The sequence below is a fragment of the Chloroflexota bacterium genome, from assembly GCA_026706485.1.
In the GTDB taxonomy this organism is placed as follows: domain Bacteria; phylum Chloroflexota; class UBA11872; order UBA11872; family UBA11872; genus JAJECS01.
The window spans coordinates 258,572-271,531 of record JAPOYR010000002.1; the positions used below are offsets into that span (position 1 = coordinate 258,572).

Annotated in this window: 14 protein-coding genes; 5 read left to right on the forward strand and 9 right to left on the reverse strand. The window is 68.9% G+C overall.

Features of this window, described 5'->3' with window-relative positions; translation table 11 throughout:
* Positions 1-9: 9 nt before the first annotated feature.
* The 5 genes from mqnC to OXG79_01505 all read right to left on the reverse strand — a co-directional run bounded on the left by mqnC (position 10) and on the right by OXG79_01505 (position 4,425).
* Positions 10-1,113, reverse strand: coding sequence for a dehypoxanthine futalosine cyclase (gene mqnC, locus OXG79_01485; GenBank protein ID MCY3782440.1), 1,104 nt, complete (start codon positions 1,111-1,113; stop codon positions 10-12).
* Positions 1,110-1,871, reverse strand: a complete 762-nt coding sequence (locus OXG79_01490; protein MCY3782441.1) for a menaquinone biosynthesis protein — start codon at positions 1,869-1,871, stop codon at positions 1,110-1,112. Before OXG79_01490 ends, mqnC begins: the two co-directional genes overlap by 4 nt.
* Complete coding sequence (gene mqnE, locus OXG79_01495; GenBank protein ID MCY3782442.1) at positions 1,861-2,967, reverse strand: aminofutalosine synthase MqnE; 1,107 nt, start codon at positions 2,965-2,967, stop codon at positions 1,861-1,863. Before mqnE ends, OXG79_01490 begins: the two co-directional genes overlap by 11 nt.
* On the reverse strand, positions 2,960-3,610 hold the full coding sequence (locus tag OXG79_01500) for a TetR/AcrR family transcriptional regulator (GenBank protein ID MCY3782443.1): 651 nt from the start codon (positions 3,608-3,610) through the stop codon (positions 2,960-2,962). Before OXG79_01500 ends, mqnE begins: the two co-directional genes overlap by 8 nt.
* A 74-nt stretch (positions 3,611-3,684) precedes the next feature.
* On the reverse strand, positions 3,685-4,425 hold the full coding sequence (locus OXG79_01505; GenBank protein ID MCY3782444.1) for a hypothetical protein: 741 nt from the start codon (positions 4,423-4,425) through the stop codon (positions 3,685-3,687).
* A gap of 155 nt (positions 4,426-4,580) precedes the next feature.
* Between OXG79_01505 and fba the strand changes: the two genes are divergently transcribed.
* Together fba and OXG79_01515 are read left to right on the forward strand one after the other, a co-directional pair.
* A complete protein-coding gene (gene fba, locus OXG79_01510) occupies positions 4,581-5,630 on the forward strand; it encodes a fructose-bisphosphate aldolase class II (GenBank protein MCY3782445.1) in 1,050 nt (349 codons plus the stop codon).
* 17 nt (positions 5,631-5,647) lie between these two features.
* Complete coding sequence (locus OXG79_01515) at positions 5,648-6,235, forward strand: hypothetical protein (protein ID MCY3782446.1); 588 nt, start codon at positions 5,648-5,650, stop codon at positions 6,233-6,235.
* On the opposite strand, the gene OXG79_01520 is transcribed toward OXG79_01515, so the two are convergent.
* From OXG79_01520 to OXG79_01530, 3 genes are all read right to left on the reverse strand, one after another.
* Complete coding sequence (locus OXG79_01520; GenBank protein ID MCY3782447.1) at positions 6,232-6,564, reverse strand: DUF971 domain-containing protein; 333 nt, start codon at positions 6,562-6,564, stop codon at positions 6,232-6,234. The two genes, OXG79_01515 and OXG79_01520, sit on opposite strands and share 4 nt — an antisense overlap.
* A complete protein-coding gene (locus OXG79_01525; protein ID MCY3782448.1) occupies positions 6,561-9,065 on the reverse strand; it encodes a sugar phosphate nucleotidyltransferase in 2,505 nt (834 codons plus the stop codon). The genes OXG79_01520 and OXG79_01525 overlap by 4 nt, the downstream gene beginning before the upstream one ends.
* Before the next feature lie 137 nt (positions 9,066-9,202).
* Positions 9,203-10,087, reverse strand: a complete 885-nt coding sequence (locus OXG79_01530) for a tyrosine recombinase (GenBank protein MCY3782449.1) — start codon at positions 10,085-10,087, stop codon at positions 9,203-9,205.
* A gap of 166 nt (positions 10,088-10,253) precedes the next feature.
* Between OXG79_01530 and larA the strand changes: the two genes are divergently transcribed.
* A complete protein-coding gene (gene larA, locus OXG79_01535; GenBank protein ID MCY3782450.1) occupies positions 10,254-11,510 on the forward strand; it encodes a nickel-dependent lactate racemase in 1,257 nt (418 codons plus the stop codon).
* Positions 11,511-11,520: 10 nt separating this feature from the next.
* On the opposite strand, the gene OXG79_01540 is transcribed toward larA, so the two are convergent.
* A complete protein-coding gene (locus tag OXG79_01540) occupies positions 11,521-11,937 on the reverse strand; it encodes a CoA-binding protein (protein MCY3782451.1) in 417 nt (138 codons plus the stop codon).
* A gap of 323 nt (positions 11,938-12,260) precedes the next feature.
* Here OXG79_01540 and OXG79_01545 point away from each other — a divergent pair, with 323 nt between their 5' ends.
* Entirely contained in the window at positions 12,261-12,458 is a 198-nt protein-coding gene (locus tag OXG79_01545) for a hypothetical protein (GenBank protein MCY3782452.1), read from the forward strand.
* A gap of 165 nt (positions 12,459-12,623) precedes the next feature.
* The gene (gene groES, locus OXG79_01550) at positions 12,624-12,926 is read left to right on the forward strand and encodes a co-chaperone GroES (GenBank protein ID MCY3782453.1); all 303 of its coding nucleotides are present in this window, start codon (positions 12,624-12,626) and stop codon (positions 12,924-12,926) included.
* Positions 12,927-12,960: the final 34 nt, after the last annotated feature.

Below are 12,960 nucleotides of genomic sequence, written 5' to 3' on the forward strand. Positions count from 1 at the left end.
GGCTGCCGGTCAAACGCCGTTGGGCGTCTCGTCGAACGTGCGCAGAATCTCGTAGAAGCTGTTGCGCTGGGCGGGCACGAATCCGGCCTCGCGGATCATGGTTTGGGTTTCGGCGATGCTGGTGCGGGCGTAGTGCCCGGCTTCTTGCATCACGTTTTCCTCGAACAGCGTGCCGCCAAAGTCATCCGCGCCGAAGTGCAGCGCCACCTGCCCGACCTTCTTGCCCTCGCTAAACCACGACGCGTCCACGTGGTCCACGTTGTCGAGGAACAGCCGTGACGCCGCCAGGATGCGCAGATAGCGATTGGCCGACGCCCGCTTGCCCTCGAGCTTGCGTCCGAGCGGGGTCCCGCCGGGGGCGAAGCTCCAGGGAATGAAGGCCGTGAACCCGCCCGTCTCGTCCTGCAGGTCCCGCACGCGCGCGAGGTGCTCCACGAGGTCGTCGTCGGTTTCCACGTGCCCGTACATCATCGTGGCGGTGCTGCGCACGCCGGCGTGGTGCGCGGCGCGATGGACCGCGATCCACTCGTCAGCGTCCATCTTGAGCGGGCTGATGGCGTCGCGGACGCGGTTGGTGAGCACTTCCGCGCCACCGCCGGGAAAGGTGCGCTGACCTGCCGCGAATAGCGCGGCCATGACCTCGTCGTAGCTCAATCCGGAAACCTTGGCCATCTCGTAGACCTCGGGCGCCGACCAGAAGTGCGGCGTGAGCCCGGGAAACCGCGCGCGCGTGGCGCGCACCATGTCGGTGTAGTAATCGAAGGGCAGCTCGGGGTTCAGGCCGCCCTGCATGAGCACGGTGGTGCAGCCCATCTCCACCGCCGCCGCCATGCGCTCCAGCATTTCGTCGACGGTATGCGTGTAGGCATCAGGCGCGGTGCTCGTGTGCGGCCGATAGAAGGCGCAGAACGAGCAGTAGGCGTCGCAGAGGTTGGTGTAGTTGAGGTTGGTGTCGACCACGTAGGTGACGACGGATTCGGGATGACGCTGGAACCTGACCTCGTTGGCCAGCGCGCCCAGGTCCATGAGCGGCGCGTCGCCGAGCAGGTAGACCGCGTCGGCGGTCGAGAGCCGCCGCCCCTCGCGCACCGTGGCTTCAATCGTGCGCATCATGCGGCATCGTGCTGGACGCTGACCTGGGCATCCAGCTCTCGAAAGCGGTCGACGGCCGTCCAGGCGCGCGGTCCAAAGCGGTACTCGAACGTCTGGAGATAGCGGCGAACCGCCGCCGCGTCTAGCCCGCAGTCGGGACGCCGCGCGGCCAGCGCTCCCAAGTCTTCGAGGTTGATGGTGAGCTGGCGATCCAGGTAGTCCACCGCCGCCGCGGCGCTCGCGGGCGCCACGCCCGCCCGTCGCATCCACGCGGCGAACACGAAGGGCAGACCGGTCCACTCGTGCCATGCCGCCGCCAGGTCGGTGACGTGGGGATAGCGGGGATCTTGCGGCGCTTGCAGCAGCGCGCGGTCGCCGATGAGCAACACGGCGTCGGCCGGGACATCCAACGGCGCCAGCCGGTAGCCGCCGATGGCGTAGTAGCGCTGCAAGAGCACGCTCAGCAGCCGGGCCGAGGTGGCCGTGTCGTCGATGACGCCAATGGTCCGGCCGCCCAGGTCGGATGGCGGCACCTCGGAGAAGAGGAGCACGGACTTGGCGTCGGCCTGGGTCGCGATGCCCATGTCGCCCACCGGTTCGAACAGGTCCGGATGGTCGAACGCGGCGACGATCGGCAGCGGCGCCACGTCGACCTGGCCGCCGCGCACCAGATCGATCATGGCCCGGGGGGTCGCCGTGCGCGCTTCGGCGCGAACCGGATCGTCGCCGAAGAACGGCTCGGTGTTCAGATAGGGAATGCGCCCGAGGCTAGGCAGCATGGGTGCGCATGACGGTGTAGGTGGCGTTGCGTTCCACCGGCACCTTGCCGGCCGAGCGAATGAGCCCCACCAGCCGCGTGCGGGCGACGCCGACCGGGCTGTCGGCTAGCGCGGCGTGCGCGATGCGCTCGGTGCCGATGGTGCCGTCCAGGTCGTCGGCGCCAAAGTTCAGACCGATTGAGGCGGTCTCTTCGCCCGTCATCACCCAATAGGCCTTGATGTGCGGAAAATTGTCGAGCATCAGCCGGGCGGTGGCGATCATGCGCAGATCGTCGATAGCGCTGGCGTGGCGGGGCACGAGGTTCGTGGTGCCGAGCTGGTATTCCAAGGGGATAAAGCAGAGGAATCCGCCGGTGACGTCCTGGGCCTCGCGCAGCCGCACGAAGTGGTGGATGCGCTCCTCGTGCGTCTCGATGTGGCCGTAGAGCATCGTGGCGTTGGATTGCAGCCCCATGCGGTGGGCGAGGTGGTGGATTTCGATCCAGCGGTCGGCGCCGGCCTTGCCGCGGAAGAGCTCGCGTCGCACCCGCTCGGAAAAGACCTCCGCCCCGCCGCCGGGCATCGAACTGACGCCGGCGGCCATCATGCGTTGCAGGACCTCCGCGTCCGAGAGCTTGAATCGCTTGTGGAAATAGTCGACCTCGGCCGCCGTGAACGCCTTGATCTGGACGGCGGGTCGCTCGTCCTTGATGGCGCGCAGCAGATCCTCGTACCACTCGAACGGGATGTCGGGGTGGTGGCCGCCGACGATGTGCACCTCGTGCACGTCGGGCGGAATCTGGCCCAGGATTTCGGCGATCGAGTATTCGTAGGCGTGGCTGTCGCCGCGCTTGGCGGCGAAGTCGCAGAACTTGCACGACAGCACGCAGATGTTGGTCGGATTGATGTGGACGTTGAGCGTGAAGTACACGCGGTCGTCGGAGCGACGGCGGGCGGCCCAATCGGCCATGCGCCCCAGGCCGACGATGTCCGGCGTCTGGAGGCAGCGGAGTCCGTCGGCCGCGCTGAGGCGACGTCCTTCGCGGACGCTGTCCCAGATAGGCTCCAGCGCGGCGTCGCGGAAGCGCATGTCGGGAGCGGTGATCGCCTCAGGCATGGGCCGGAGTCCGGTCCGCCCGGAGCTGGTTGATGTCGATGCCCACGCTCTGCAGCAGCAAATGCCGCAGCGCCGGATAGGTCATGTGCAACGGCCCATGGTCGGGATCGTGCAGCCAGCGGACGACGATTTCGCTGATGGCGCCGAACCAGGCGGTGGCGATGAGATCGGTGTCGCAGGGTTCGAGGGTGCCCTCGGCGACCGCGGCGTCCAGGTGGCGGCGAATCAGCGCGGCAAACTGCTGCCGGACGAAGAGTAAGTCGTCGCTGAAGGCGCGCCCGGCGCCCGCAACCTCCACCAGCGTGACGCGCGCCAGCGTGCGGTGCTTGGTGAAGATGTCGATGACCGACAGCAGCGCGGCGTCGAGCCGGTGGATGGCGGTGGGCTCGTCGACCAGCTCCCGCTCGACGCGCTCGACCAGGTAGGACGCCAACTCCCGCACCAACGCGCGAAAGATGGCCTCTTTGCTCGGAAAGTGAAAGTAGGCCGTGCCCTTGGAACGGCCGGCGCGGGTGACGATTTCGTCAACCGCCGCGCGGTGATAGCCCTTCTCGCCAAAGACGTTGAGGGCGGATTCGAGCAGCGCGCGCCGCGTGGCGTCTCGCTTGGTTCCGCGACGGGCCCCAGGGAGGCGAAGTTGCAACGGCCGATCACCAAAACCGACTGGTGAGTCAGTTTGGCCCAAGTGGGATTCCGGCGTCAACTGAAGGGTTGAGCCTAGACCCGAATGCGGGCGAAGTTCATCCGCAACGGCGCGAGGGCGTCTCGGTTGAGAATCACGGTGGCGGGCATGGGGTCGCGCTTCTGAACCGGCATGGCCCACGCGCCAAACCGGTCGCCCAAGAGGGTGGCGCGGGAGGTGACCCACATGCGCCCGCCGTCGAATGGCGACATCAGCATGGTGCCGATGGCCTGCTCGCCGCCGGACAGCGCCGCGGCAAAAACTAACCCCACCTGCGCGGCGGACACGGCGCCAAATGCCGAGTCCCAAACCTGGGCCATGAACTGGCGCTCGATCATGCTGGCCGCGGCGCGGCGCGGATCGCTGACGTTCACGCCCTGCGCCCGAATGCTGGCCTCGGCGCTGGCGATCAGGGTGTCGCGAGACTTGAAGAACTGGTCGCGCGCCGCCTCGACGCGGGTGCGATATGCCTCGGTGGGATCAAACGGCAGCATAACGACGAGGATGGCCGGAACATGCCGCGGATCGACGTCGAGCGCCACCCGCACCTGATACGGCGGCGAAGGCTGGGTGCGAGCTTCGGCGTCCTTCTGAGGTTCGGTCGTCGCTGCCGGAGCTTCAGCCGCCTCAGCCTCGGCAGCCGGAAGCGACTCAGTCTCCGCGGTGGGCGCTGGCTCCGCGGCGGGTGGAGGCTCCGGCGGAGGAGTGGGCGCGGCCGGCAGCGGCTGGCCGCTGGGACCAAGCAGCACGGGCCGTTTGTTCCTCGACTGGGCCACGGCATCACTTTCCGGCAGCAGTGCGGGGCATGCTACCGCACTCGCGGCCGCGGCCCACCCCCAGGCCATCGCGGGCGCGGCGTATTCTTGGTCGAACATCGCAGCCGGTAGCCGGCCGGCGGGTCGTTGCGACGGGCGAGAGAGGAGACGGTCCGATGGCGCTGCTGCCGATGCGCGTGCTGCTCGATCACGCGGCCGCCAACGACTATGGAGTCGCGGCCTTCAACGTGAACTTCATGGAGCAGATCCAGGCCATCATGGAGGCGGCCGACGAGGCGGACGCGCCGGTGATCATCCAGGCCAGCCGCGGCGCGCGTGAGTACACCAACGACCTCTACCTGCGGCACCTGATGCTGGCCGCCGCGGAGCTCTATCCGCACGTGCCGATCGCCATGCACCAGGACCACGGCAATAGCCCCGCGACGTGCGCCAGCGCGATCGACAACGGATTCACCAGCGTGATGATGGACGGGTCGCTGGAGGCCGACGGCAAGACGCCGGCGTCGTACGAGTACAACGTGGCGGTCACGCGCGAGGTCGTGTCGCTGGCCCACGCGAAGGGCGTGACCGTCGAGGGCGAGCTTGGCGTGCTGGGAAGCCTGGAGACCGGCATGGGCGACCAGGAAGACGGTCACGGCGCGGAGGGGCCAGTCGATCGGGAGCAGTTGCTGACCGATCCCGAACAGGCCGAGGACTTCGTGGCTGCGACGGGCGTGGACGCGCTGGCCGTGGCGATCGGCACGAGTCACGGGGCCTACAAGTTCAGCCGCAAGCCGGACGCGGGGGTGCTGGTGATGGACCGGATTCGCGAAATCCATCGCCGTCTGCCCAACACGCACCTCGTCATGCACGGCAGCTCATCGGTGCCGCAGCACTTGCAAGACGTGATCAACGCGAACGGTGGCGAGATGCGGCAGACGTATGGCGTGCCGATTGCCGAGATTCAGGAGGGCATCCGCCACGGCGTGCGCAAGATCAACGTCGACACCGACAACCGCATGGCCATCACCGGCGCCATTCGCCAGGTGTTTCACGAGGACCCGAGCGAGTTCGATCCACGCAAATACCTGGGCCCTGCGCGCGACGCGATGAAGCAGGTGTGCCTGGCGCGCATGGAGGCGTTTGGGATGGCCGGCCAGGGCTCACGGGTGCCGCACGTGGGGCTGGACGCGATGGCCGGCGAGTACGCGGCGCTGGTCGTCTAACCGGTCGCCGGATCCGGGTGCGAATCGATCGGGACGCGCTGCAGGCGCTCCGCGGGTGCGGCAGCGCGGCGGCCCACGCTTGGGCGAAGGGCTGCGCACGCGAAGCCCTGGACGAGATCGGTCGGACGGCGTGTGCGCCCGAGTTTCAAAGCCGCGGAACCGGAGCGATCAGCCCCCAGGCGGCGACACACCTCGGTCACGCCATCGCCGAGGCCCTGGGCAAGGAGCCTGACTCCAGCGAAACCACCCTGGCGCTGGCAGCGGCGTTGCTCGCGTCACCGAGCCCATCCCTTCGAATGGTCGGCCCGCACGTGCTCACGCCGCTGGCACGGGAGAGTCCCGCCTGCGCCGGTCGCATCGTTCAGCTGGCCGATCTGTGCGCCGATCCGGCGGCAACGACCGCATTGGCGATCCCGCTGGCGGCGGCCGTGACACGCGACTCCTCCGCAGCGGCGGCCAGCTTGGGGCCGGCCGTGAACTCTGCGCGGCGGCGGTTGGCGTTGCAGGCAACTCGACAGGCCCTCGCCACGAGGAGTCCGGAGCTGGCGCGGACGCTGCCGGACGCGATCGCGAAAGCCTCCCGGCACGCGCCGCCAGCCGACTAGGCGTCGCCCTCCCGCGTCACGCCGAAGCCGTCGGCCAGGGCGCGCAGGTTCTCCCAGGGATAGATACCCGTGGCGTGGCCGTCCGTCCAGGTGAAGGTGAGGGCGTAGTGGCCGACGGGCGCAATGCGCACCGCGCCGATGTCGGCCGGGACCGTGTCCGGATCGAGCTGCGGAGCGCCCGTGACCTCGTTGACGCACACCGCGCAGCCACAGGCCAGGCGGATTTCACGCAAGGGCAGGGTTGACTCGGCGCCGTCGGCCCAGGTGATCACCAGTGCCTGCTCCCCCACTCGTCGCAAGCCGGTCGCCGTCGTTGCGGCGCTGGTCATGCCGGGCGGGCGTCCGCGCCGTTGCGCGCCGCGCGCTCGACGAACGAGCCGATTTCATCGGCCAGCGTCTCCGCCAGGGCCTGCGTGCCGGCTTCGGCCAGAATGCGAAACGCCGGTTCGTCGACATCCGGAACGACGACCGCACGCTCGCCGGGAGCGCCGATGACCACGCCGTCCAGCGGACCCTCGTCGCGGCGCCGGCTGTGGCTGTTGAGGCGACGCATGACGGCCCCGCGGCGCTCCCAGTCCACGCGCACCTCGCGGCGGGCGACCGTGAATGCCGGCAGCGCCGCCACATAGGCGCTGACCGGCCGCTCGGCGCCGGCCAGCCCGGCCACGAGGCGGATGACCGTGGCCATGGGGTCGGGACCGGCATGCAGCGATGGGAAGCCGAAGGCATCGCGGCCGTTGATGGTGAGCACGGCGTCGCGCTGCATCGCCGCGCGCATCATGGCGGCGGCGTTCGTGGGCGTGCGGTGAGGCGCAAACCCCAGATCCGCAGCGTGGTTGAACACGCTGTCGGGGACGGTGACCGGGAGCGCGACGGTGCCCGAGAGGCCCGACGCGCGCAGCACCGCCACCACCAGACCGGCCGCCTCGAGCGCATCCAGCGCCCGGCCGCGTTCATCGGTGATCCAGACGCGGTTGCCGTCCGCATCGATGAGCGCCCCGAACGCCGCTCCGACGGCCGGCACGATGCGCCCCAGCCGGGCGCGCCGCGCCTCCAGATCGGCAGGCGTGGGCAGGGACGCGCTGCTCGATGAGGCGTCGATGGCCGTTTCGCGAACCCCGAGCCGCGCGAGCAGCGTCGGCAGAACCTCGCCACAGGCGCCGCCCATGTAGTCCACGACGAGTCCCAGCGTCCGTTCGAGCGGCTGCGGAATCTCACTCAGCAACGCATCCCCGTAGTCGCTCACGGGATCGGCCAAGGTGATCTCGGCAATCTCGGCGGCGCCGACGCGGCGAAAATCCTCGCGGCTGAAGGTGGTCTCGATCTTGCGCTCGTCGCTCGGGCGAATGTCGATCCCGCGCTCGTCCAAGAAACGCACGTCAATGGCGTCCGGGTCATAGGGCGAGCGCCGAATGTGGATGCAGCCGGCGGCGTCGAACTGCTGGGTGGCGAAGCGCGCCACGGGGAAGGGCATGGCGCCGATGTCGACGGTTCGCACGCCGACCGACGCCAGGCCGGACATGAGCGCCCGCTTGAACATTCGCGCCGGACGCGTCTCGTCGCGGTTGGCGGCCACCGTCGATCCGGGGGCCAGCGCCGAGCCCCAGGCCGACCCAAGCCGCGCGGCGAACTCCGGGGTGAGCTCGACATTGGCCAACCCGGCCACGCCGCCGTGCACGAAGATGGTGCGGCGCGCCCGGCTGCCGTGGACCAAATTGCGGTCAATGACCACGCGGTCTTCCACGAACTTTCGCGGCCAGACGCTGATGCCGGCGCGCACGTTCACTTCGGCCCCGAGCGTGGTCCCGTCGCCGACTACCGCGCCCTGCCCGACGGCGGCCGCTCGCCCGAGACGGCAGTGGCGCCCGATGACGCAGCGGTCGAGATTGGCGCCGACGCCGATGTAGGCGTTGCTGAGCACGGTGGATTCGTGCACCTCGGCCCGCTCGTCCACCAGCGTGCGGTCGCCCACCATCGCCGGGCCGCGCACGAGGGCGCCGGCGCGAACCTCGGCCTCCCGGCCCACGTAGACCGCGCCCTCGATCCGGGCCGAGGGATCCACGCGGGCGGTGGAGTCGATGGTAGGGCGCGTCGCGCCATAGCCGGGCGCGTCTGGAACCCGCACCCGGCCGCTGACCAGGTCGGCATTGGCCTGCCGGTAGGCGTCCAGCATGCCGACGTCAGTCCAATAGCCGTCGGCCACGTAGCCGTAGACGGCCTCGCCGCGCCGCAGCATGGCCGGGAACACATCGAGGCTGAAGTCCACCTCGCGCCCGGGCGGAATGTCGTCGAGCGCCGACGGATGCAGCGCGTAGATGCCGGTGTTGACGGTGTCGCTGAGCACCTCGCCCCAGGAGGGCTTTTCCTGGAACTGCCGCACCCGGCCGTCGTCGTCGGTGATGACCACGCCGTACTCGAGGGGATTCTCCACTCGATAGAGCAGCAAGGCGGCCTGCGCGGACCGCTCGGTGAAGAAGCTCGCGAAGGCTGAGAGATCGACGTCGGTCAGCGCGTCGCCCGAGATCACCAGGAACGGCTCATCCAGCACGTCGCGGGCGAGCGCGACGCTGCCGGCGGTCCCCAGCGGTCGGTCCTCGTGTGTGTAGGTGATGTTGACGCCGAGCTCCTCTCCGGAGCCGAAGTAGTCCTCGATGACCGACCCGAGGTAATGGAGCGAAATGACGATGTCGGTGATGCCGTGGTGCTTGAGCAGGCGCAGGATGTGCTCGATGGCCGGGGCGTGGCCCAGGGTGATCATGGGCTTGGGTCGTTCGAGCGTGAGCGGACGAAGGCGGGAGCCTTCGCCGCCGGCCATGACCACCGCTTTCATGCGGAATCACCCGCTGCACGATGGGACTGGCGTTCCAACATGCGGGACCCGGTGGAGCGGACCTTCATCCGAGTCTAGCGGCTGCGAGCGTCATCGCTCGCGGCATTTCCCACCAAAACCGTGGAGGAGAACCGAGGCTAGCCGGCGTCCGCCGCGGCCTCATGGTCCTTGGGCTGAGCGGCCGCCAACTCGGCGTAGATCTGGGTCGTGGCCAGGCTGGCGTGCCCGAGCATCCGCTGGACCTGCCGCACGTTGCCGTCCGCCCGCAGTCGATGCTCGGCAAACGAATGCCGCAGCGTGTGGGGCGTGATGTGGGCCTTGATTCCAGCGCGGCGGGCATAGGTTTTGACGATGAGCCAGAAGCCCTGGCGCGTGAGCCGGGCGCCACGGTGATTGAGAAAAAGCGCCGGTTCGTCGGCGCTGGGCTTGAGTCTGGCGCGGCCGGCCGCCAGATAGTCCTCAACGGCGGCCAGGGCGCGGCCCGGAAGCGGCACGCGGCGTTCGCCGGCGCCGTTGCGCGCCAGGGTGATCGTCTCCTCGGCTTGGTCCACATCGGCAAGGTCGAGCGCCGCAAGCTCGGAGACGCGCATGCCGGTGGCGTACAGCGCTTCGAGCATGGCCCGGTCGCGCAGATTCTCCGGCTCACGGCCGCGGGCCGCTTCTTGCAGCACCCGCTCAACCTGAGCCCGGCTGAGCGTCTGCGGCAGGCGCTTCTTGACCCGCGCCCCGTCGAGTCCCGCCGTGGGATCACTGCTGACCACGCCCGAGCTCAGCAGATAGCGGTAAAGGGATTTGAGCGCCGCCAGCTTGCGCGCCTGCGATGAGGGTTCGTATTCGCGCTGAATCAGCTCATTCATGAACTGGCGCACAAACGCCGGAGGGACGCTCCACGAGCCGCGTTCCGCGCGATCCATGTACTCGCGAAACTGATTTAGATCGCTGCGATAGGCGGAGAGGGTGTTCGCCGACAGCCCACGCTCGATGCGCAAGTGTTCGACAAAGTCCTCGATCGTGGCGTCCATCACACCGCTTTCAGCAAAATGGGGGGCATCTCGAGGCGGTGGTCCGAGGGCCCGCGATCGCCCCGCCGCAGGCTATCCCCCACGGGGACATTATGTTAACACAAGCGCAGGCAGACAGCGGGCAAACGGTGCATACAATCTCCCGACATTCGGCGGAGGACCACTGGTGCGCGTGACGCTGGCCTATGGCACCACCGGCTTGCCGGTGGACTTCGGACGCGCGGTTGACGTGATCGAGCCCGCGGGCGGCGAGCCGCTGGACGACCCGCGCGAGTCGCTGCGTACGGAGCTCCGCCACCCGATCGAATCCCGTCCGCTGCGCGAGATCGCGGCGCCGGGCGATCGAGTCGTGATCGTCATGTGCGACGTCACCCGCCCCGCGCCCAACCGCGCCATGGTCCGGGCGCTGCTGCACGAGCTGGCGCACGTGCCGCCGGACCGGATCACGCTGCTGATCGCCACGGGCCTGCACCGGCCGTGCACGCCCGCGGAGATCGAAGGCATGCTCGGGGCCGACATCGCCTCGGCCTATGCGGTCCGCAATCACGACGCAGAGGCCGAGGACGCATGTCGATCAATCGGGCGCACGTCGTCGGGACGCCCCGTGGCGATCAATCGCGCCTACCTGGACGCGGACGTGCGCATCACGGCGGGGCTCATCGAGCCGCACTTCTTCGCCGGGTTCAGCGGGGGCGCCAAGCTGGTGCTGCCGGGCGTGGCCGCCGCCGCGAGCATCATGAGCAACCATGACGCCGCGCTCATCGGCGACCCGATGGCGCGCTGGGGCCAATTGGCCGGCAACCCCATCCACCGCGAGCAGCGCGAGGCGGCGCGCCTGGCCGGGTGCGAGTTCGCGCTCAACGTGACGGTCAATCCGGCGCGTCAAATCACCGGCATCTACGCGGGGGCGCTGGAACCGGCGCACGATGCCGGGTGCCGGGCGCTGGCGCGCGAGGTGATGCGCGGCGTGGATGAGCCGTACGACGTGGTGGTGACCACGAACAGCGGCTTTCCGCTCGACCTCAACCTGTATCAGGCGGTCAAGGGCATGGACGCGGGCGCCCAGGTGGTGCGCGACGGCGGCCACGTGGTGTGCGCGGCGGAGTGCCGGGAGGGCGCCGGCCACGGGGCGTTCGTGCACATGCTGCGCGACCACGCGACGCCGGCGGACATGCTGGCGAGCATCGTGACGCCGGGGCATCACCAAGTGGACCAGTGGCAAAACCAGATCTTCGCGCGCGTCCTGGACCGGGCCACGGTGCACCTCCACGCCGGCGGCCTGGACGATGCGGCGGTGCGCGAGGCGTTCTGCGAGCCGTGCCCCGACATCGCCGAGCGGGTGGAAGAGCTGGCCGGCCGCGAGGGCCGGGTGTGCGTGCTGCCGCGAGGACCGGAGACAATCCCCTACGTGCGGGCGGCCTGAGCCGCCGGATTCAGCGCCGGCGCAGCAGCCGCTGGACCTCGACGCGCAGGCAGCGGTCCTGCACGGCCCTTAAGCCACCCTCTTCGGCAATCGACATCGCTTCGTCGTTGCGGATCCCCTGCTGCAGCCAGAGCGCGCCGGCCCCAACTTCGACCGCCGCCCGGGCAATGTCCGCGCAGTATTCGGGCCGCCGGAACACGTTCACCATGTCCACCGGGCCGTCGATCAGCCCCAGGTCCGCGACCGCATCCACCCCGAGCACGACGGTTTCATTGGGATTGACGGGCACGATGTCGAAGCCTCTGGCCTTGAGAAACAGGGCCACGCCATGGCTCGGGCGGGCGGGATTGCTCGAGAGTCCGACCACGGCGATGCGGCGGCTGCGCTCGATGATTCCGCGCAGGTCGTCGTCACTGGTGACGGGCATGCTCGGAACCTCGAATTCCCAGCGACGACCGGCGCCGCCGTCTGTCAACAACTACGAAGCATGCACTCGTCTGGATCCCAAGTGCCACACACGCGCCGGGCGAGGCCGCGTCGTGAGTGGCCTAGGGTCCGTCATTCCCGCCAAGGCGGGAATCTACCTTCCCCTTTTCGACCGACGAATCGACCAGCCTCCCGACGCTGAGTCGCCGCGCGGCGCTCAGATGTCTAGGCTGATCACCGCCCCAAGGCGCCCATGAGGAGTTCAAGGGCCAAGGGGTAGACTGCGAGCGGCGCGGCGCGCGCACCCGACGAAAGGTTGGCCCCGTGGCTGACGAGCCCCACGAGCACATCTTTCAAGAGATCTACCAGAGCGACACGGTCGCGATCTCCGAGGAGACGACCCACCAGACGATCACCGTGGAGCTGTTCGACCGCGGCATCGTCATCCACATGGAACGCGACGAAGCGCTCGAGTTGGCGCGGGCGTTCACCGCTGCCAGCCGCTATCTCGACGAGACTTAACCCCAGGCTGGGCGGCGGGAGCGCGGATTCCGCGCTTGCCCATTGAGCCAGCCACGGGTCTTGGCTAGAATTGGCACTTGCCCGGTTCGGCGACCATCCAACCAAGCACGCGCGATCGCGCGACGCCGTCCCGGAATGTCAGCGTGTTGTACGGAGGAGATCTGAATGTCTGAAGTGGCGACGAAGGTCCGCCCGATGGGTGACCGCATCCTCATCCGAACCGTGACCCGTGAGGAAACGACCAAGAGCGGGCTGGTGCTGCCGGATACCGCCAAGGAAAAGCCCATGGAGGGCGAGGTGCTGGCGGTCGGCCGTGGTCGGACGACCGACGACGGCACCGTGATCGAAGTGGACGTGAAGGAAGGCGACCGGGTGCTGTTCGCCAAGTACTCGGGCACCGAAGTTCGAATCGATGACTCAGACCTTCTCATCATTGCGGAGCGCGACCTGCTGGCGGTCCTCAGCTAGCCCGCGGTTCCGCGGAGGCCGCAGCGGTCGCTTC

What these genes read in the sequence shown, in the direction of transcription:
- OXG79_01540 (MCY3782451.1), bottom strand. Translation starts at nt 11,937, where the DNA reads ATGCCCGTCACCAGTGACGACGACCTGCGCGGAATCATCGAGCGCAGC.
- mqnC (MCY3782440.1), bottom strand. Translation starts at nt 1,113, where the DNA reads ATGATGCGCACGATTGAAGCCACGGTGCGCGAGGGGCGGCGGCTCTCG.
- OXG79_01490 (MCY3782441.1), bottom strand. Translation starts at nt 1,871, where the DNA reads ATGCTGCCTAGCCTCGGGCGCATTCCCTATCTGAACACCGAGCCGTTC.
- mqnE (MCY3782442.1), bottom strand. Translation starts at nt 2,967, where the DNA reads ATGCCTGAGGCGATCACCGCTCCCGACATGCGCTTCCGCGACGCCGCG.
- groES (MCY3782453.1), top strand. Translation starts at nt 12,624, where the DNA reads ATGTCTGAAGTGGCGACGAAGGTCCGCCCGATGGGTGACCGCATCCTC.
- fba (MCY3782445.1), top strand. Translation starts at nt 4,581, where the DNA reads ATGGCGCTGCTGCCGATGCGCGTGCTGCTCGATCACGCGGCCGCCAAC.
- OXG79_01520 (MCY3782447.1), bottom strand. Translation starts at nt 6,564, where the DNA reads ATGACCAGCGCCGCAACGACGGCGACCGGCTTGCGACGAGTGGGGGAG.
- OXG79_01530 (MCY3782449.1), bottom strand. Translation starts at nt 10,087, where the DNA reads ATGGACGCCACGATCGAGGACTTTGTCGAACACTTGCGCATCGAGCGT.
- OXG79_01525 (MCY3782448.1), bottom strand. Translation starts at nt 9,065, where the DNA reads ATGAAAGCGGTGGTCATGGCCGGCGGCGAAGGCTCCCGCCTTCGTCCG.